At 45.0% G+C, this 21,284-nt stretch carries 11 protein-coding genes; 3 read left to right on the top strand and 8 right to left on the bottom strand.

Annotated elements, in window-relative coordinates; genetic code table 11:
* Positions 1-91: 91 nt before the first annotated feature.
* From ACVBDY_RS17535 to ACVBDY_RS17505, 7 genes are all read right to left on the bottom strand, one after another.
* Positions 92-1,363: a sensor histidine kinase gene (locus tag ACVBDY_RS17535; protein WP_447176756.1), complete on the bottom strand. Its 1,272-nt coding sequence runs from the start codon at positions 1,361-1,363 to the stop codon at positions 92-94.
* 3 nt (positions 1,364-1,366) lie between these two features.
* Positions 1,367-2,038: a response regulator transcription factor gene (locus ACVBDY_RS17530; RefSeq protein ID WP_447176755.1), complete on the bottom strand. Its 672-nt coding sequence runs from the start codon at positions 2,036-2,038 to the stop codon at positions 1,367-1,369.
* Positions 2,039-2,358: 320 nt separating this feature from the next.
* Positions 2,359-3,810, bottom strand: coding sequence for a TolC family protein (locus tag ACVBDY_RS17525; RefSeq protein ID WP_447176754.1), 1,452 nt, complete (start codon positions 3,808-3,810; stop codon positions 2,359-2,361).
* A complete protein-coding gene (locus tag ACVBDY_RS17520) occupies positions 3,803-7,045 on the bottom strand; it encodes an efflux RND transporter permease subunit (protein ID WP_447176753.1) in 3,243 nt (1,080 codons plus the stop codon). The genes ACVBDY_RS17525 and ACVBDY_RS17520 overlap by 8 nt, the downstream gene beginning before the upstream one ends.
* 25 nt (positions 7,046-7,070) lie before the next feature.
* A complete protein-coding gene (locus ACVBDY_RS17515) occupies positions 7,071-8,153 on the bottom strand; it encodes an efflux RND transporter periplasmic adaptor subunit (protein WP_447176752.1) in 1,083 nt (360 codons plus the stop codon).
* 184 nt (positions 8,154-8,337) lie between these two features.
* Positions 8,338-8,769 carry a hypothetical protein gene (locus ACVBDY_RS17510; RefSeq protein WP_447176751.1) on the bottom strand — a complete coding sequence of 144 codons (432 nt, stop codon included), beginning with the start codon at positions 8,767-8,769 and terminating at the stop codon, positions 8,338-8,340.
* 324 nt (positions 8,770-9,093) lie between these two features.
* Positions 9,094-9,390 carry a hypothetical protein gene (locus tag ACVBDY_RS17505; protein ID WP_447176750.1) on the bottom strand — a complete coding sequence of 99 codons (297 nt, stop codon included), beginning with the start codon at positions 9,388-9,390 and terminating at the stop codon, positions 9,094-9,096.
* Positions 9,391-9,949: 559 nt separating this feature from the next.
* Between ACVBDY_RS17505 and ACVBDY_RS17500 the strand changes: the two genes are divergently transcribed.
* The gene (locus ACVBDY_RS17500; RefSeq protein WP_447176749.1) at positions 9,950-11,398 is read left to right on the top strand and encodes a phytoene desaturase family protein; all 1,449 of its coding nucleotides are present in this window, start codon (positions 9,950-9,952) and stop codon (positions 11,396-11,398) included.
* A gap of 37 nt (positions 11,399-11,435) precedes the next feature.
* On the opposite strand, the gene ACVBDY_RS17495 is transcribed toward ACVBDY_RS17500, so the two are convergent.
* The gene (locus tag ACVBDY_RS17495; protein WP_447176748.1) at positions 11,436-15,533 is read right to left on the bottom strand and encodes a hybrid sensor histidine kinase/response regulator transcription factor; all 4,098 of its coding nucleotides are present in this window, start codon (positions 15,531-15,533) and stop codon (positions 11,436-11,438) included.
* Between the two features lie 693 nt (positions 15,534-16,226).
* Between ACVBDY_RS17495 and ACVBDY_RS17490 the strand changes: the two genes are divergently transcribed.
* Both ACVBDY_RS17490 and ACVBDY_RS17485 read left to right on the top strand, forming a co-directional pair.
* Positions 16,227-17,963: a glycoside hydrolase family 43 protein gene (locus ACVBDY_RS17490; RefSeq protein WP_447176747.1), complete on the top strand. Its 1,737-nt coding sequence runs from the start codon at positions 16,227-16,229 to the stop codon at positions 17,961-17,963.
* Between the two features lie 224 nt (positions 17,964-18,187).
* Complete coding sequence (locus tag ACVBDY_RS17485; RefSeq protein ID WP_447176746.1) at positions 18,188-21,283, top strand: SusC/RagA family TonB-linked outer membrane protein; 3,096 nt, start codon at positions 18,188-18,190, stop codon at positions 21,281-21,283.
* Position 21,284 lies beyond the last annotated feature (1 nt).

The following is a 21,284-nucleotide window of genomic DNA, read 5'->3' as shown; positions in this document are numbered from 1 at the left end:
CAAATATCCTTAACCAAACCGGAGGTTAGGAATAAAACTGATCCTCCGGGAAACCCGGTTAAAACAAGTTTTATAAGCGTCCTTCTTCAAATCATTTCTTCCGCAGTATAAAAGAGTGCTTTCCTTCATAACGATAAGCGATGGAAAGGGCAGGGTAGAGGTGGATAATGGATTTGACAATAGCCAGGCCAAGCCCCGTGGAGTTCTCATTTTGCTCGTTTTTGTAAAAACGCTCGAAGATCCGTTCCGGGTCCAGGGAAGTTTCCCCGGAATTGGAAATGACAATTTCTTTTTCCGAAATAAATATGTCCAATGTTCCGCCTGTTGTATTGTGAACAATGCCGTTTTTCAGCAGGTTGTTTATAAGCACCGTAGCCAGGTCTCGGTTCATCTCCGCTATAAACTCCCCCTTTTCGTCCACGGAAACCGTGATCTTTTTGTGCTCGGTCAGGATCTCAAGGTCGGTCAGCGATTGCTGCACGAGTTCATTGAAGCGGATGCTTTCGGAAGGATGAAACTGCCTGTTCTCTATCCTCGAAAGCATGAGTAAAGAACGGTTTAACCTTTTCAGGCGTTGGAGCGTACGGTTTATTTCGTCTACCTGTACCAGGTCCTGTTCCGAAAGGTCTTGTTTACCCATAAACAATTCCAGTTTGTTCGTGGCGATGGCCAGGGGCGTTTGCAATTCGTGGGAAGCGTTTTCGATAAATTGTTTTTGCTGGGTGTAAACCGCTTCATTCCTTTCGATCATCGCGGAGACCTCGTTGTATAACTCGTCGAACTCCCGGACATTGGCTGTTACGGGTTCCAGGCTTCTGCGACCGCCTATTTTATAATGTTTCAACTGTTCCATAAGGCGATAAAAAGGGTTCCACGCCTTTTTCAGGATAAAGTGATTGATGAGTATAATACTGACTACCAGGGCCACATACAACACCACCAGGGCCGTGAGGAGATCTTCCAGAAGTTCGTCCTCTTCTACCGTAGAGGTATAGATTTCCAACTGGTATTCTTGCCCCTTGACCTGAAAAATGGTTTGTAATACCCGTACCGGTTCATCGTCATCGTCATAAGGCATATACATTTTGGAATTGTATATGTGGGACTTCCGGGAATAATCGCCGGGTGGGAGCGGGGTAATTTTAAAGCGGGCAATATCGTATTCGCGGGTTTGGAGTATTTCCGGGTCACCCTCGGCTTCACGCATAATACGCAGCCTGCTGTCTTTCAGCCCGTCATCTATATTGTCGTATACTTCCTCAATGATATACATATAGAACAATGCGGCCCAGAGCGCGATAATGCCCAGGATGGCAATGACCAGGTAACGCAGTGTATAATTCTTAAGGGAGCGTTTTTGCATGGCTTATATGATTTTGTACCCTACGCCGTATACGGCCTGTATATCGGCTTCGGCCCCGGCATTATTCAGTTTTTTCCGAAGGTTTTTTATTTGAGAATACACAAAATCCAGGCTATCGGCCTGGTCCGTATGATCGCCCCAGACGTACTCGGCAATGGAGGTTTTGGTAATGAGCCGCTGCGGATTGGTAACAAAATAGTACAACAGGTCAAACTCCTTCCGGTTGAGCGCCAGTTCGTGTTTATTGACCTGTACTGTCCTGTTTTCCGGGTCTACGGTAATATTGCGCCAGCCGATGTGCTGTTCCCCGTTCTGGTTCCTCCTCCGTATGGCCGATTTTACACGGGCGTTCAGTTCCGCGAGGTGAAAAGGCTTGGCCAGGTAGTCGTCTGCCCCCAGTTCCAGCCCCAGGACCTTGTCATCTACGGCATCTTTTGCCGAGATAATAATTACAGCCTCCTGTTTTTTCAGTTTTTTGAGCTCCGAGAGCAATTCCAGTCCGCTTCCCCCGGGAAGCATAATATCGAGTAGTATACAGTCATAGGCAAAAGAAATGATCTTATCCAGCGCACTACGGAAGTCGGTAGCAGTCTCTACCAGGTAAGTTTCCTTTTCCAGGGACGCTTTCATAACCTTTACCAGGTCGTGCTCGTCTTCTATAATGAGGATCTTCATAACGCTAAATTACTTAATTTAAACATGTAAAAGTACAGCACAAATTAGGAATGATTTAGGAATGGAGATATGGCAAATAGTGAAATGACCGTTGTTGTGCCATGAATGCACTGATGTTTCCCGGGGTTCCGGGTCCCATCTTTTGCATGCCGCATTGTAAATCTGAAATCGTTTCCGATAGAAGAAAGGATATGCTTCTGAAGTCTATGACTTCATCCGGATAAAAAAGCCTTCGGGATGGCAGGTTCCGAAGGCTTCTGAAAATAGGGGCCGACCGCATTCCGACCAACCCCACAGATAAAAAATAGTGGGTATGTTATTTACTCCTGGTTCCAGCCGCCACCCAGCGCACGGTACATATTAACCACCGCGCTCATCTGCTGCATCTTGGTCTCAACCAGTTCAAACCTCGATTCCAGGGCATCCCTTTGGGTAAGCAATACCTCCATATAATCGGCTCTTGCGGACCTGAATAGGATGTTGGAAATATCGATAGACTGGATAAGGGCATCTACTTCTTTGGATTTCAGGTCGTAGCTTTTCTCCAGGTTGCTTATTTTGGCCAGTTGGTTGGCCACTTCTATATAAGCGTTCAGGATAGTACGCTCATAGTTATAGACCGCCTGTATCTGCTTGGCATTGGCGCTGTAATAGGTGGCCTTTATCTCGTTCCTGTTAATCAAAGGAGCCGTAAGGTCCCCGGCAACCGAGTAGAGCAGGGACTCCGGGGTACGGAGCAGGTACTTGGGATTAAAGGCCTGGTAGCCTATCCCCGCGGAGATACCCAACGAGGGATAAAAACGGGCTTTGGCCACTTTTATATCCAGCTTGGAAGCAACGAGTTCCAGTTCCGCCTGTTTGATATCCGGCCGGTTTTCCAGCAATTGCGATGGCAATCCGGAATGCACCTGTTCGGGGACCAGGTCACTGAACGCTTTGGAATCCCTTTCTATAGACTGAGGATACCGGCCTACGAGAAAATTGATCCTGTTTTCGGTTTCCGTGATCTTTTGCTGTATATCGAATTGCAGGCTCCTGGTGTGCAGCACCTCCGCTTCGAATTTACGCACGGCCAGTTCGTTGACCCGTGCAGCTTGTTTCTGCAACCTTACGATCTTGAGCGCGTTGGTCTGGATGTCGATGTTCTGTTTAACGATATCCAACTGGTTGTCCAGGGCCAGTAACTCGTAATAGGAGTTGGCAATTTCCGCGATCAAGTTAGTGATCACAAAGTTTTTCCCCTCCATAGTAGACAGGTACCGGCTTACCGCTGCTTTTTTAGCATTGTGCAGTTTGCCCCAGATATCGATCTCCCAGGAAGCATAAGCGCCAACCAGGTAGTCCTGTAAAGGTTCCGGCATTTCCCGGCCGGGTTTGATGTCCGTAGTAGCTTCGCTGGCCCCTAGGCTCGTATAGCGGGCCTTTTTGTCAACTGCGGCGCCCCCTTTAAGGCCTATGAATGGCAGGTATTCTCCCTTTCGGGCCCTGACCTCGTTCCTGGCGATCTCCAGTTCCTGAAGGGTGATGTTCAGTTCCTGGTTGTTTTGCAACGCCTCACTGATAAGGGTGTCGAGATACGGATCGATAAAGTACTCCCGCCATTTTATCCGGGCAGAATTTAAGCTGTCTTTCGATTGATTTGCATACTGAACCGGGACCGTTGTGTCTTCCTGTACGGTTTCTAAAGTTGGCGCGCAGGAATACAGTGTAGCCAATGCAAAAATCCCAACCAAAGATGCTTTGCTATAGTGTACTCTGTTTTTTTTATTCATCGTCTGATCTTTTCATTAATTTTTTCAAAAGCTTATTCATTTTACTGATCCTGGTTTGCAACTTGCTTTCTCCTTCACTTAGCCGCATGAATTCTTCCGAAACGGGTTCGGTGTCCTCATCCCTGATAAGTTCTTTCCCGTCTGACATTTTTGCAAAAACATAGTACAGTCCCGGGATGACCAATACCCCCAGTATGGTTCCTATAAGCATTCCTCCCATGGCAGAACCACCTATGGTCCTGTTTCCTATGGCCCCGGCTCCTGTAGCGACTACCAACGGAATTAGTCCGGCAATAAAAGCAAATGAAGTCATCAGTATGGGTCTGAACCTTGCCCTGGCGCCTTCAATGGCGGCATCCAGGATAGAGGCGCCGTCCCTTCGCTTCTGGACGGCAAATTCAACGATCAGCACGGCATTCTTACCTAAAAGACCGGCAAGCATGATAACACCGATCTGGGCATACACATCGTTGGCCAGTCCCATAAGCTTCAACAACAGGAAGGAACCGAAGATACCTACGGGCAACGAGAGGATTACGGCCAGTGGCAACATGAAACTTTCGTATTGTGCGGCAAGTACCAGGTATACAAAAATGAGTACGACGGCAAATATGTATATAGACTCATTCCCGCGGGATGCTTCATCATAAGAGAGGCCTTCCCATGCGACATCATATCCTCTTGGCAGCGTTTGTTCAGCAACTTCTTTTATGGCGTTGATAGCATCTCCCGAAGTATACCCGGGTGCCGGAAGCCCACGGATAGATGCGGAATTATACAGGTTATACCGGGTGATCTCATTAGGCCCCAGTTTCTTTTCCATGGTCATAAAAGCGGAATACGGCACCATTTCGCCTTCCTCGTTCTTTACATAGAGTTTTTCCAGATCGGAAGGCATTCCTCTGTACTCCGGGGCTGCTTGTGTGTATACTTTAAAGAACCTACCGTATTTAATAAACCCTTGTTCGTATGTACTACCGATCAGGATATTCAGGTTTTCCATGGCTTTTCCGATAGAAACGCCTTTCTGCATGGCCACTTTGTTGTTGATCTTTAACTCGTATTGTGGGTAATTTGCGGCAAAAAAGGTAAACAGCCCGGTGATTTCCTTACGTTTTCTCAGGGCATCCATAAAGTTGTCATTGATTTTTTCGAACTCCTGGAAATCCGTACCGTTTGTTTTATCGAGCAAACGCATGGCGAAACCTCCTGAAGAACCGAAGCCGGGAACTGCCGGTGGCTCGAAGTACTCGATAATAGCCCCGAGATCTTTGGTCTCTTCCTCCAGTTCTTCCATAATTTCATGAACGCTGTGTTCGCGTTCGGACCAGGGTTTCAGGTTAATGAGACAGGTCCCCGCATTGGAACCCCGTCCTTCGGTCATGATCTCATATCCCGCCAATGAAGAAACCGATTCAACACCTTCTGTTTCTTCACAGATCTTCTGTAATTTCCTGGCTACTTCATTGGTACGTTCCAATGTGGCCCCGGGAGGGGTCTGTATGATGGCATAGATCATCCCCTGGTCTTCATTGGGAATAAATCCTGCCGGTAATACCTGGTTCGTTAAAAAGATACCGACACAAAAGGCTATCAGCATACCAAAGGTAATGACCCTTCGGTTGACGATTAATTTCAGCACGTTTACATATTTACCTGTCAGTTTATCAAACTTGCCGTTAAACCAATCTATAAACTTATCGACAGGGGATTTTCTCCTGGCCTTTCCGTGATTATTTTTTAACAGCATGGCACATAATACCGGGGTAAGCGTAAGCGCTACCACTGCAGATAATATGATGGCCCCTGCCATAGTGATCGAGAATTGACGATAAAATACCCCTACAGGCCCCGTCATGAATGAAATAGGTATGAATACCGAGACCATAACCAGTGTAATGGCAACAATAGCGCCTCCTATTTCTCCCAATACGGCATAGGATGCTTTGTATGGTGAGAGGTTCTCTTCTTCCATCTTCACGTGGACTCCTTCTACCACCACAATGGCGTTATCTACCACAATACCAATGGCCAGTACCAGGGCAAAAAGCGTAATCAGGTTTATGGATAGTCCGAACAGTTGCATAATAAAGAAGGTACCTATCAGGGATACCGGTACGGCTATAATGGGGATAATCGTGGAACGCCAATCTCCTAAAAAGAGGAATACCACAATGGCCACAAGGATAAAGGCATCTCTCAACGTATGCAATACCTGTTCGATGGAGGCATCAAGGAAGTTAGAGACATCATAACCTATCTTATATTCCACCCCGGGGGGTAAGTCTTCTTTCAGCTCCTGTAATTTTGTTTTGACATCTTTAATAACGTCACTACCGTTACTTCCGAAAGTTTGCTTCAGCACGATGGAGGCGGAAGGTTTGCCGTCCAGATTGGAATAAATATCGTAAAACTCGCTACCCAGTTCTACATTGGCTACGTCCTTGAGTTTTAAAATTTCGCCTTCATCGTTGGCACGGATAATAATATTCTCATAATCTTCGGGCTCATTATACCGCCCTTGATACACCAGCACGTATTCCAGCGACTGGGTCTTTTTACCCGAACTTCTTCCGAGTCGTCCCGGGCGTGCAATAATACTCTGTTCATCCATAGCCTCCAGGACCTCTTCTGCGGAGACTTTATAGGCTCTCATACGGTCCGGCTTTAACCAAACCCTCATCGCATATTTTCGGCTACCGAGTATCTGTGCGCTGGCTATACCGTTTATACGCTGGATTTCCGGCACTATTTTAGTGTATGCATAGTTGTAAAGAAACTTTTCATCGTTCTTTTTTTCTTTACTGAATAAATTCACATACATAAGCATACTGGGCTGCACGGGTGTGATAACAACCCCTTCCCGTTGTACGAGCTCCGGGAGCAAGGGCATCACCTGGTCTACCCGGGTCTTGACACGAACTACGGCCTGGTTGGGATCGGTCCCCGGTTCGAAAATGATACGCAGGGTCCCTTCACCCGCACTGGTAGCATCCGAAGCGATATAACGCATGCCCTGAACACCGTTTATGGACGTTTCCAGAGGAATGAGCGTTGATTTTACCAATACATCCGCACTGGCCCCGGGGTACGCTATAAAAATATTGACTGTTGTCGGGGCTATTTGCGGAAATTGTGATATGGGTAGCTGTTTTATGGCCAGTAAACCGACAAAAACAATGACTACCGATAGGACAATGGCCAATACCGGTCTCTTTATAAATTTAGCAAACATTTTACGCTGTTTTTATAGGTTTGAATTACTCTGCATACATGTCCAGGTTCGCCATCACTTTTTTCGGTTCTTCAACTTTATAAGCGATCTTTTCACCGTCCTTCACCATCCGGATTCCTTCGAGTAATATTTTGTCGTTGACAGACAATCCTTTATCTACAATAAATAAATGTGGTAATTCTGCTTTTATGGCAATCTCCCTTTGTTTAACACGGCCATCATTATCGATTACAAAAACAAATTTTTTGCTCAGGATCTCAAAGGTGGCTTTCTGGGGTATTATCAAGGCATCCACAAAAGGGACTTTCATAAGAATGCTTCCGGTTTCGCCATGTCTTAAAAGCGCCTTGGGATTAGGGAAAGTGGCCCGGAAGGGGATATTCCCGGTTTCGTTGTCAAAGTCAGCTTCTATGGTCTCTACGACTCCCGGTTGTTGAAAAAGCCGGTTGTTTGCCATCAGGAAGTTAACAGCCGCCGGATTATCTTCTTCGGCTTTCGACATATAATCGAGGTATTCGGATTCGGTAACATTGTAGTACACCCATACTTTACTGTTGTCTGACAGGTTAGTCAGTAGTTCCCCTTCTTCGAGATAGCTACCTTGTCTTACGTGAAAGCGGTCGATAATACCATCAAAGGGGGCCCTGATCTCGGTAAACTGCAGATGCACCCTGGAAAGTTCCATTTCTGCCTTGGCTTTATCCAGTCTTGCTTTGTCCATAGCCAGTTCGTTCGGGGCCACAACATCACTGTCTGCCAGCTTCTTGGTATTCTGGTATTCGATTTCCGCCAGTTCGGTTTCGGCCTGGGCTTTTTGCAGTTCGGCCTGATAGAGGTTGGGCATAATACGGAATAACAACTGTCCTTTTTTAACAAATTGCCCTTCGTCTACATAAATGTTTTGCAGATAACCTCTTTCCTGGGCCCGCAGTTCTATGTGCTGTATGGAATGTACCTGTGCCACATAGTCTTTGGTGATCAGGGTGTCCTTTTTTATAGGATTGGTGACAAGGTACTTTGTGTCCTCTTCTTTCTTTTCTTTTTTAGTGCTGCAACTCGTATGGCACAATAGGGCACACAAGCCTGTAAGCATGAGAATTTTCTTCATCACAACTTTAGTTTTTTAGTGATACAGTTTTTGGTAGATGATTTTTGTGGTATGATATAAGAATGGTATAGGAATACAGGTCTTTTAGCCATAAAAATGGGCAAAGCGTATTTCCGTACCAAAAAAATACGAAAGGGAAGTGCAGCCAAAAATCCTTATTAGGAAATGCCTGCTAAAAGATAAATCATAACCGGAATACGCGAAACCGGATATATAAGGGTGTTAATGATAAAAAGCGGGAAAAATGCCTGGAAAAAAACAGGCGTTTGTTGGCGTGGTAAAGAAAACTGCCAAAAATAAGGGTATAAAAAAGAGCAGTAATATGCATATTGCTGCTCCCGGAATATTTTTTCAACGAGATTAACTCGTTATATTCTTCTTCGATATTTCTTTCTTCGGTTTCGTGTCCCCGTTTTTCCCGGTTGAGGGAAACGGAGCGGATAACGAAGTCCGGATTGTCCTGTATGGCATCAAAACCGGCGAACTCATAGCTCTCCATGTTTGATACCGGGGCAATGCAAGAAACGTCATCCCGATCTACGTGAGCGTGGAGAAGATTGTATCCACTCAAAAGAAAAACGCTCAACGATATAAAAAACCGAATTACTAATTTCATATCGGGGTCAAAACTAAAGAAAGTTAATTAGCCAGACAAGAGGTTATTCGTTAAATAATGTTAGATTTTCGTAAAGCTTATTTTAAAAAGGTGTTTTTTGAATTTATTGAAGTTTTTTCTTTCAATTTTCCGATGTTTTCAAAGGGAAAAACATATTTTCTTTATTATTTTTTATGTTATCCCCTTGGAAAAGAGGGGTGATGAAGTAATTTACGGTAAGCATGTTCCTTGTTCTTATGAGCTCATACAAAAGCAAAGAGACCACAATAATTATTGTAGCCTCTTTACTGTAAAAATACTTTTTAACTAAAGAATGTTATTCCGTTATTTCTGAATCCATTCTCCGTTTTCGTTAGCATAAAGAACGCTGGCTTCTTCACCGATGGTTACTTCCAGTTTGTATTCTTTAGCTTCGTTTACAGATGCCTTGTCTATAGTAGCTCCGGCATAATCTTTCTCTAGAGCCTCTGTAATGGCAGCAGGAACTTCATCTGCGGAAATTTCCGTAAACTCTTCCTGGTTAACTGTAATTACCAGGTTCTCGTTAGCATCTATAGTAGTTGCTGCCTGTGTAGCAAATCCTCCTAAAACTAATGCTGCTGCTAAAAATAAATTTTTCATGATCTTATATTTTTTGATTAAACTTAATTGTTTGTAGTTAGTATATAGAGATTTTCGTGCCATAAAAGCAATTGTCTATTAATGCTCTGTCTTTTAGTTGTTTATGGTTTTTCAGATATGTGTAATAAGTGTGTAACTCTTGATGTATGGGATGTTTATGTGTAAAGAATATACATTTTACAGGTATCGTAACGATATAAATGTCTATAATACAGTAGATAATACCTTTGGAATAAAATAAACCGGGGTGTATCTTTCTCCGGTTTTAAAAGAGAAAAGTCGGGAGAGAACAAGGTCTATCTGCCTTTTTCTCATACTCACCGGACCTATTATCCTTTTTATAAGTCGATAATTCCTATTTATCCGTGAATCCATGGCTAAAACTTAAAGTAATTTCAATGAAATTGGTCTGCCACCGAAGGCAGGGTCTTAACCAGACAATAAAAGAATCCCCAAACTCCTACTCTTTAGTTCGCCCCTGGAAAGAGCATAAAACAAAATAATTTTTCGGATATTCGTGTGTAGAAGGGATATAATGACACCATAACCATCGGATACAATGCAAACGGAATACGATGCCATAGTAGTAGGATCGGGTCCGAACGGCCTTGCTGCCGCAATAAAACTCCAGTCCGAAGGCCTGAAGGTTTTGCTGGTGGAAGGAAAAGACACGATTGGAGGGGGAATGCGGACCATGGAGCTGACCCTGCCCGGATTCCGCCACGATGTCTGCTCCGCCATTCATCCCACTGCTATTGCTTCTCCTTATTTATCGCAACTTCCGCTTCACGAACACGGCCTGGAATACATTCTGCCCGAAGTGGACTGCGCACATCCTTTTGACGACGGTTCGGCGGCTCACCTGGAACGTTCGGTAAAGCGAACAGCAAATTCATTAGGTTCCGATAAAGAGGTATACCTGGATGTATATGGGCCGTTTAAAAAATACTGGGAACAGATAGCCCCGGATGTACTGGGGCCTTTGTCCATCCCTTCACACCCGGTAAAAATGCTGAAATTCGGATTGAAAGCCCTTCAACCGGCCACAAGGTTCGCAAATCGCTTCACCACGGAGAAGGGCAGGGGATTATGGGCCGGTATGGCAGCCCATTCGTTACAGCCTTTGACAAACTGGACTACTTCGGCCACAGCGCTTGTGCTTTCCGTATCCGGGCACATGGGAGGCTGGCCCATAGCAAAAGGAGGTTCGCAAAGCATCGCCAATGCCCTTGCTTCTTATTTCTCCTCTTTGGGCGGTACCATCCAAACCGGGTTATATGTAAGGTCGTTGGAACAATTACCATCTGCCCGGGCCGTTCTGTTAGATGTTACGCCCCGTCAGTTGCTGGAGATTGCCGGACATAAATTTTCTACGGTGTACAGGTGGCAGTTAAAACGCTATCGTTACGGAATGGGCGTATTTAAAATAGATTGGGCCCTCGATGGTCCCATACCCTTTACGGCGGAAATCTGCAGAAAGGCGGGGACGGTGCACCTGGGGAACACGATGGAAGAGATAGTGCATTCCGAAAGGGAAGCGGGGAGAGGGAAGTTAGCCGATAAGCCTTTTGTATTGCTGGCCCAGCAAAGTTTGTTCGACACGACCAGGGCGCCAAAAGGAAAACATACCGCTTGGGCCTATTGCCATGTACCTCATGGTTCTGCGGAAGACCGTACTGCCGTTATTGAAAACCAGGTAGAACGTTTTGCCCCCGGGTTCAAAGATTTTATCCTTGCCCGGAACACGATGAATACCGGGGAGATGCAGGCGTATAACCCTAATTATATAGGAGGGGATATTAATGGCGGACTTATGGATATCCGCCAGCTTTTTACCCGTCCTGCGCTTAGGAGATCCCCATACCGCACCTCTGCAAAAGGCTTGTATCTCTGTTCATCTTCCACGCCACCGGGAGGCGGGGTACATGGAATGTGTGGGTATCATGCTGCCATTAGGGTGTTGAAAGACATGGGAATCGGGACGGAGAACCCGGCCCGTAAACAATAAAAGCTGAAATATCCCTGCACAAACCCCACCGTATGATCTATTTCACCACAGTTTCCGGTTCTTTCTCCCGGTATACCGTAGGGGGCACCCCGTAAAATTCCTTAAAACCGGAGGAGAACTTCGATACATTGGAAAAGCCTGTGGCATAAGCGACCTCCGTTACACTCAGGTTTTTTGAAGTTAACAGTTCGCCGGCCTGTTTCAGACGGATGTTCCGGATAAAGTCGCGGGGAGACTGGTTGGTGAGTTCTTTTAATTTCCGGAACAGGTGAACACGGCTAATACCGATTTCCGTAGCCATCATTTCCACATGGAGGTCCGGGTTACTGATATTATCGTTGATCAGGCAGGTTACTTTTTGTAACAGTTTTTCGTCTGCCGATTTAATATCAATTTTATAGGTGTTATCTTCTTTGATCTGATTTCCGCTGTATATGTTTTTTAATAATTCCCTGTTTTTTATAAGGTTGCGTACCGTTTTTTTCAGGATCTCCATATTGAAGGGTTTGGAGAGGTAGGCATCCGCGCCGGTGGCCAGTCCTTCGATATTATCGTTTATTGTTGTTTTTGCCGTGAGCAGTATTACGGGGATGTGATTGATATTCACATTTTGTTTGATCCTTTTACAAAGCGTAATGCCATCTATCTCCGGCATTTTCACATCACTGATAATAAGGTCCGGATTTTTTTGCAGGATACGGATAATGGCCTGTTTACCGTTACAGCATTCCGCAATATGGTATAAAGGGGCCAGCTCTTTGTGAAGGTAACTGCGAATGTCCTCATCATCATCTACGATCAGTACGTTGTATTTGGTTTTGGATTGTACGTGCTCGTCTTCGGTGTCCGGATAAAAATTGGTGATATACGGCTCTCGTTTAGGCTCGTATTCCGGCAATAAAATATTCGGTTGCGACGAAGGTTCCATCCCGAAATGATGTGCTTCCAGGGGGATTTCTATGACAAAAGTAGCGCCTTCGGAAGCCGCGTTGCTTTCCGCACGGATGGTACCGTGATGCAGGTTTACGATAGATCGTGTAAAATGCAGGCCTATCCCGGTGCCCTCCGTGGGTTTGTCGGCATTCGGATTCTGATAAAAACGATTAAATATGCGTTTGGTCTCCTCCGGCTTAATGCCGATGCCGTTATCTTTTACGGTTATCCTGGCATAGTCTTCACCATTACTGTGCCTGACCGTTTCCAGTGCCAGCAGAATAGTACCGTTGTCCGGGGTGAATTTAAAGGCATTGGAGAGTACGTTCTGGATCACCTTGTCAAAATATGCAGGGTCAGCGAACATGCAGAGCGAAGGTAGACTGTGACGGAATTCAAAATGTATGTTTTTAGTTTGTATCTGGTCTTCAAAAATGGTACATACTTTATGAATAAAACCGATGATCTCTGTTTTCTGGAATTTCAGGGTTATTTGTCCTTTGTCTATTTTCCGCACATCGATCAGTTGGTTGATAAGGTGGAGGATGCGCTCGGAGTTCCGCTGCATGAGTTTGTAACTTCGCTGCCGGTCCGGGTCACCGTCGGAACGGATAAGTTTGTTCAGTGGGTTGATGATTAATGAAATAGGAGTTTTTATTTCATGCGAAATATTGATGAAAAATTGTAGCTTGGCTTCATTTATCTGGTTGTGATATTGCTGCTTCCGGATCTTTTGCCGGGTTCTGTACCGCTGATGGATCTGGTGGTAGATCAGGATACCTATAAGTATGGCAAGCACCACATAGCATATTTTTGCCAGTATCGATATATACCACGGGGGATGAATGATTACGGTAATCTCCTCGGGAACCGAAAAAGTCTTGTTTTCCCTGGCTTTTACCCGGAATGTATAAGTCCCGGGGACGAGGTCGTTAAAAGTAACGTTATTACTCATCTGTCTCAGGCTCACCCAATCGTTCCGGTTCAGGGAATAGTAATAGGTGATCTTTTCCGGAGAGGTAAAATTGGTAGTAGCAAATTCAATGCTGAACGTATTGTCGTGATAGGCCAGTTGTACGGTGTCGGATTCCGTGATATTTTTATCGATAATATCATGATTTCCCGATTTCATTCCCTTTTTTATTTCCTTGTTTTGGACATAAAATGCCGTAATTTTTACATCAGGTGTTTTTCCGCCGTCTTTTATAGACCCGGGGTCAAAAAGGGTTACCCCGTTGGTCCCGCCGAAAATAATTTCCCCGGAATGATCGGAGTAGACTGCTCCTTTACTGAATTCATTTCCCTGCAAACCATCATTGATGTAATAATTGGTAAAATGTTGTTTTTGAGTATCCATTTTGGATATGCCGTAATGTGTACTTACCCACAGGTTACCTTTTCCATCTCCTTTGACAGCACAGATAAAGTCGCTGGACAAGCCATCGGCATTTGTGAATTTTTTCAGGCCTCCCGGGTCATGGGATTTTCGGAACAAACCTTCTGAAGTACCTATCCAAAGATCTTTTTGAGTGTCTTTATAAAGCGTATAAATAATATTTTTACGGAGTGTGTGGTTGGAATGTTCCCCGGTTGTAAAGGACATGGTATTGAGGTCGAGGAAACTCAGGCCGTCATAGGTGCCGATATACAACCGGTTGTCGTCCGTGTATAGCAAACAGTTTATCCATTTGTTGTGTAGCCGGTCATCCGCTTTGTCACCGGATCCGCGGCAGTGCCTGGTGACTTTGCGGGTTTGCAGGTTAAGGGAAAACAATCCTGCACCCATAGAACCGATCCAAAGGTTTTTGTCCTTGTCTTCTGTAATGGCATAAATGCTTTCCACTTTGTGTGACTGATCGTCAACAATCTGGTCCACGTAATCAAATTTCCCTGTTTCCCTGTTTACTTTTGCCAGGCCTTTCAAATAAGAACCTATCCATAAATTGTGTTCCGAATCTTCGAAAACCGACATAATGGTAGCAGGAGCGTTCGGAGGAGCGAAATGCGCTATCTGCCTGCCATCCGGGGCTACACCGTACAGGCCGTCTCCGTCCGTGCCCACCCACAAAATACCCTGGTGATCTTTAAATACTGACATGACACAATTGGAACCAATGGCATTATTTTGAGCGGATTGGTAACCTATATATTTAAAATTATTGGAGGTGGAAGGAATTAACATAATCCCTTTCTGATAAATGCCCAACCAAAGATTTCCGGACAGGTCTTTTGTTATGGAATGCACCTTTGCCCGGGAGAAGTCAAATTTATCTACCCCAGGGTTCAGGTCGCTTATTTGCCGGTTTTGGGTATTGAACAATTTAATGCCTTCTCCGTCCGTACCAATGAGAATTTCGTTTTCGCCGTTTACATATAGTGTTTTTACGGGTAGCTGGTTTCGCTCCTGTAGCGTTACGGGATGGAAGTTTTTATGTACTTTATCGTATTTAAAAAGTCCTTCATTGAGGTTCCCGGTATATATATCCCCGTTTTTGAGCTGGCAAATGCTGGAAATGTTTCCTTCTCCCGTATTGTCAGTAAAAAAATTATTCGTTTTCTTATCCGGAGAAACTTGAAAAAGTCCCTGGTCGTGGGTAAGTATCCACAAATTTCCGGAATCATCTTCAAAAAGTTTTGTGATAAAGTCCGACGAGATTAACGGGTCCATGCGTATTCCGGAATACTGTTCATTTTCCTTTTTCAATAAAAAAATCCCGAACCCTGAAGTGCCGATCAGAATATCTCCGTTCTTCCGTTCCGTGATCGATGTTATATGAGGTTGCAGCCTGGTTTTATCCCTGTTATAGATAGGGATTTCGGTAAAAGACTGCGTATCGTAATCATACATTTGCAGTCCGTTGAAAAAACCGAATAACAGGTGGTTTTTACGGTCTTCAAAAATAACGCGGACGTAATTGTTTAAAATGGAGGAAGTATCGTGTTCATCATGCTTTATTTTTCTGAATTTGGCCCCGTCATAACGGTTCAGCCCGTCTTCTGTAGCTATCCAGATAAAACCTCTGGAATCCGAATAGACCTGGTTGATAAGACTGCTCGACAGTTCGGCATCGGTGGAGTATAATTTCCCCGATTGCGCCCATGCTATCGGAATAAAAAGCAAGCAACTTACGGCCCTGAACAAAGCCGGACCGGTGAAAGTGATTAGGGACTTAAAATACCTGGATGCTATATTCTTTATCATGGTGGTCGCGCTGAAATTAAACTAAAAACAGACTGGTATATAATTTCTATTAATCCTCCGACACGGTTGTCATGTACTAAAAAACGGAACGGTTTTCCGGTTTTGTAAACGTCGCTCTTAAACCTATGTGATGTATTGCATATATACCATATAGTTTTAATGACTACAATGTATTGCTATTTTTTGATATTCTCAATTTTTATGCTAAAAAAATATTAACAGTGTCCGTGTAGTACGCCTTTTTAAATGATTTAAATAATACGGAGTGTTTATTAATACTGTTATGCAGTAGAATTTGATAGTTGGTATGATTATCAGGGGGTAAGCTCGTTAAGAAAGGAAGATTGGATTTGATGGTAATATGATATTTATTTTTAAATAGATGTTTAAATTGTTATTTGTCACTAAAAATGATTGAAAAATACTGTTTTTATATTTTATGTAGGTTAATTATTGTTAAATGTAATGTGGCCTGGAAATATTGTAACGTACCGGAAAGAAATTGTAACCTGGCGAATACCCTTATTGAATCCGAAGAAATAATTTTATAACCGGCGAAATGATAAAGTAAACCGGTATCCGTACCGTGTTGTTTTATTGTTACGGCACAACCAATAAAAAAGTATCCCGGTGATCGTTAGCGAGAAGCTTTCATTACTCATTTAATTATTAAAATCTATCAGAAAACCAACCATGCCAAAATTTGCGACCTGTTCGTTACGGTTTAAAAGCCTGTTCCTTACAATTTTATTTGTACAATTAGCTGCCTGCGGACGGAAAGAGAAGGAGAAAGAAGGGGAGCAATGGGATGCCCGGACTGCATACTTTGATTATTTTCACTACAATGGTGAGGATGATTTTTACAAGGAGAATCCCTTACCGGACGCAACATCTTTTTATAATCCTATTCTTCCCGGATGGTATTCGGATCCCAGTATTTGCAGTAATGGGGAGGATTATTTTTTAGTAACAAGTACCTTTTCCTATTTTCCCGGAGTTCCCATCTTTCACAGCAAAGACCTGGTAAACTGGGAGCAGATCGGAAATATACTGGACCGTCCTTCTCAGCTGAAACTTGATGGGCAACGGGTCAGTGAAGGTATTTTTGCTCCCGCCATTAGTTACAATCCGCATAATAAGACCTATTACATGATAACCACCAACATTGGTGGAGGGAATTTTTTTGTAAAGACCAAAGACCCTTTCGGCGAATGGTCCGATCCCGTATGGCTTCCGGATGTTCACGGTATTGACCCTTCTTTCTTTTTCGATGATGACGGAAAGGCGTATATAGTTAATAACGATGAACCCGACGGAGGGTCTACCTACGAAGGCCACCGTGCTATCCGTATCCTGGAATTTGATGTGGAAAGCGAAAAAACGACAGGTGTCAGTAAAATGCTTGTCAATGGTGGTGTGGCTTTAAAAGAAAAGCCGATCTGGATAGAAGGCCCGCATGTTTATAAGATAGACGGCAAATACTTTTTGATGTGTGCCGAAGGAGGGACCTCCGTGAATCACCGGGAAGTGATATTTTCTTCGGAAACTGCTATGGGGCCGTATAAGCCCTGGGATAAAAATCCCATTCTTACCCAAAAACACCTCGATCCGGAAAGGCCCTTGCCTGTTACCTGTGCCGGCCATGCTGATCTCATTCAAAAACAGGACGGCGAATGGTGGGCCGTATTCCTGGCATGCCGTCCCATAGAAAACGAATTTGAAAACCTGGGCAGGGAAACGTTTTTAATGCCCGTACGCTGGAGCGAAGATGGATTCCCTTATATGACCCGGGAAGATGAAGTTGTGCCCCGAATACTGAAAATGGAAGGGACGAAACGAAAAGATAAGATGACCTTCGGGAATTTTTCGGTAAAAGAAGAGTTTAATGCCGGACAACTGCCCCCGGAATGGATGACTTTACGCGGACCGGCAGATAGCCTGTACTCCTTAAAAGACAAACCGGACTACCTGGCCCTTAAATGTACAGATGTAAATACCACCGAATTAAGGGAACCGGCTTTTGTTTCCAGAAGAGTACAACACCATAAGTTCGAATGTGAGACCACATTGCATTTTGTTCCGGAAATAGAAAATGACCGGGCCGGATTGTTATTGTTTAAGGATGAAAAACATCAATACGGATTACTGGTACGAAAAAAAGGTGGAGGAATGGAAGTATCCGTTCAAAAGATCAGTCCCGAAGGGATGGAAATACTCGGAAGCCGGGATATTCCGGCAAGCGAAGCTTCCGTGCCTGTTGAACTGAAAATAATTTCATCAGGTAAATACTTTGATTTTTTCTGTAAACAGGGAGAAAATGATTGGAGCAGGGTGGCAGGCCGGGTACCTGCAAGACATTTATCCACCGCCAATACATTTGGCTTTACAGGCACCACTGTAGGGATGTATGCCAGTTCCAAAGAGTTTTAAAACGTAATAAAGGTTTCATAGACGATGTCATGGAACCTTTCCGCACCCCAGTATTTTTTCGAACCTACCGACTCATGTTAATTATAGTACACGAAGTTTAACCAGTCAAAAATTAAAAACCGGGCTTGTAAACAAGAAGAACTTCTTTGTGGAATGCCGCTGTTCTTTTATAGTTGCCTTCCGCATACGCCTTGGGTTTTAATTAACCTTTAAAATCAAATTCTATGCAAAGTGTAATTCTACAACCTTTTTTGCAATGGAGGTATTTATGGTTTCTCCGGATCGCCTGCCTCCTGATATTCCTGCTATTTCTTACGGTCAGCGCCAGCGCGCAGCAAACCGTAACCGGGCAGACCCTGGACGAATCCGGTACGGAACTCCCGGGAGTGAGTGTCAGGGTAAAAGGTAGTAATACCGGAACCGTCAGCGACTTCGACGGTAATTATTCCATTGAAGTACCCGGAGGCAATGCCGTGCTTGTATTTTCCTATATCGGGTTTAAAACTACAGAAATAACCGTTGGAGGACAATCCACCGTGAATGTTACTATGGAAGAAGACTTACAACAACTCGATGAAGTGGTTGTTGTAGGCTACGGAACCCAGCGAAAAGAAGCTGTAACCGGATCGGTTGTTTCCGTAAGCGGAGATATGATGCGCGAAGTGGCTACACCCAATATCACACAGTCCCTGCAAGGGCGTATGCCGGGGGTAGAGATATCGCAAACATCGTCCCAACCGGGGGCCACCATGCAGATACGCATACGTGGCACACGCTCCCTCACGGCCAGTAACGATCCGTTGGTGGTACTGAACGGCGTTCCCTTTACCGGATCTATCGCAGATATAAACCCTGCAGATATCAAGAGCATTGATATCCTTAAAGACGCTTCGTCCACAGCTATTTATGGTTCCCGCGGGGCCAACGGTGTTGTCCTGGTGACAACCAACCAGGGGTATAGGGGTCAGGAAGCCAAGATAAGTTATAGTGGTTATTTCGGAACACGGTCCGTTTTTGCCAAATATCCCATGATGAACGGCCCGGAATTCGTAGCGCTTCGTGAGGCTGCCGGTCTGTATGAGAACGGCCCCGATGAATTTAACGATGTTGATACGGATTGGCAGGACCTGTTTTACCGAACGGGTATCCTGACCAGTCACGATATAACTGTTACCGGAGGAGGCGAAAAAGGAAGCTTTAACTTTGGCGTGGGATACCTTAAAGACGAAGGCGTCATCCCAACACAGCAATATGAACGTATTTCATTGCGGACGACACTTGACCAGCAGATCGGGGAGCACCTCCGTGTGGGGTTAAGTTCAAACAGTAACTATAATGTTAGCGAGGGTAACCAGATCGGCGTCGGGGGGCCGTTGGGCATGTCGCCTATTATTGACCCGTATAACGAAGACGGTACTTTAAAACGGAACGTAAGCTCGGCCCTGGATGATTCCTGGGTATATACCCGCGGAGTGATCGAAGGATTGGGAGACCGGTGGGTGAGTGAGACCAGGGGATTTGCCACATACAATTCCCTTTATGGCGAAATAAGCATCCCCTGGGTTGAAGGTCTGAAATACCGTATGAACCTGGGACTGGACTATCGCCAGTCCAACGGAGGTGCTTTTCAGGGACGGGGAATAAACAGTGTCAATGAAGATACCCCTTCAACGGCTTCCGTAAGCAATTCACATACGTTTCACTGGTTGATCGAACACCTGTTGACTTACGACCGCACCTTTGCCGACAAACACAATATAAATGTAACGGCTCTGTATTCTACCGAGCAGAATAAGTATACCAGGTCACGCATGGCAGCAAGGGACATCCCCGCCGAACAATTTCAGTTCTACAATCTGGGGCATGCCGATGGTGAGATCACCATAAACCCGGAAGATCAGGTTTATGAACTCTGGGGATTGATGTCGTGGATGGGCCGTGTCATGTATTCCTACGATGACCGCTATATGCTGTCGGCCACTGTGCGTTCGGATGGTTCTTCCAGGTTGGCGCCGGGGCATAAATGGCATACTTACCCTGCGGTGTCGGCAGGATGGAATATCAATAAGGAATCCTTTATGGATAATGTTTCCTTTGTGGATATGCTGAAACTGCGTGTCGGTTACGGGCAAACTTCCAACCAGGCCATTTCCCCTTATGCCACGCTTGGACGTTTGGCCACAAGGCCTTACAATTTTGGCGATGACGACTACGCCACAGGATATTTTGTGTCCACACTTCCCAATGCCAATCTGGGATGGGAATACTCCGAGACCTGGAATTACGGACTGGACTTTTCCTTATTGAACAATCGCCTGTCCGGTACCATAGAGTATTATGTGACGAATACCAAAGACCTTCTTCTCGGCGTTGGCCTGCCCGCCACCTCGGGAGTGGGCAGTTATACGGCCAATATAGGCGAGACCCAGAACAAAGGTCTGGAACTCTCCCTCAACGGTCTGATCCTCGATACCCCCGGTGGCTGGACATGGGAAGCCGGGATCAATATATATGGCAACCGGAACAAACTGGTATCGCTCGCTTCCGGAACAGACAGGGATGAAGGGAACTGGTGGTTTGTAGGGCATCCTATTAATGTGGTCTATGACTATGAAAAAACCGGGCTCTGGCAGGAAGGTGATCCTTACCTGGATGTCCTGGAACCGGGCGGGAATGTAGGGATGATCAAGGTAAAATATGCCGGTGATTATAACGAGGACGGTTCACCCACAAGAGAAATCGGTCCCGAAGACCGGCAGATCATTAACATGCAGCCTGATTTTCAGGGAGGTTTTAATACCCGTGTAGCCTATAAAAATTTTGATCTCAGTACGGTAGGGGCCTTCAGGAGCGGAGGCACACTCATCAGTACGCTTCACACGGCATCCGGGTATCTCAATATGTTGAGCGGAAGGCGGAATAATGTAAAAGTAGACTACTGGACCCCGGAGAATACCGATGCCAGTTATCCCGCGCCCGGGGGCATTATGAGTGGGGACAATCCCAAATACGGAAGTACCCTGGGGTATTTCGATGCCTCATACCTCAAAATACGTACCATAACCCTGGGCTATAATTTTGACCAAAATAACTGGCTGAAAAAAGCCGGTATCGGAAACCTGAGGCTTTATGCTACGGTGCAGAACCCCTTTGTTGTGTTTTCACCTTTCCACAAGGAAACCGGTATGGACCCTGAAACCAACTCATATGCCGACGAAAATGCGGCAGTGACAGGGACATACCCGAGCCGTTTGCTTACCATAGGTACCAACGCACCGGCAACACGCAATTATATGTTAGGGCTTAATGTAACATTCTAAA

It is taken from the genome of Sinomicrobium halophytocola (assembly GCF_052983395.1).
This window is presented reverse-complemented; position numbering and strand designations above follow the sequence as displayed.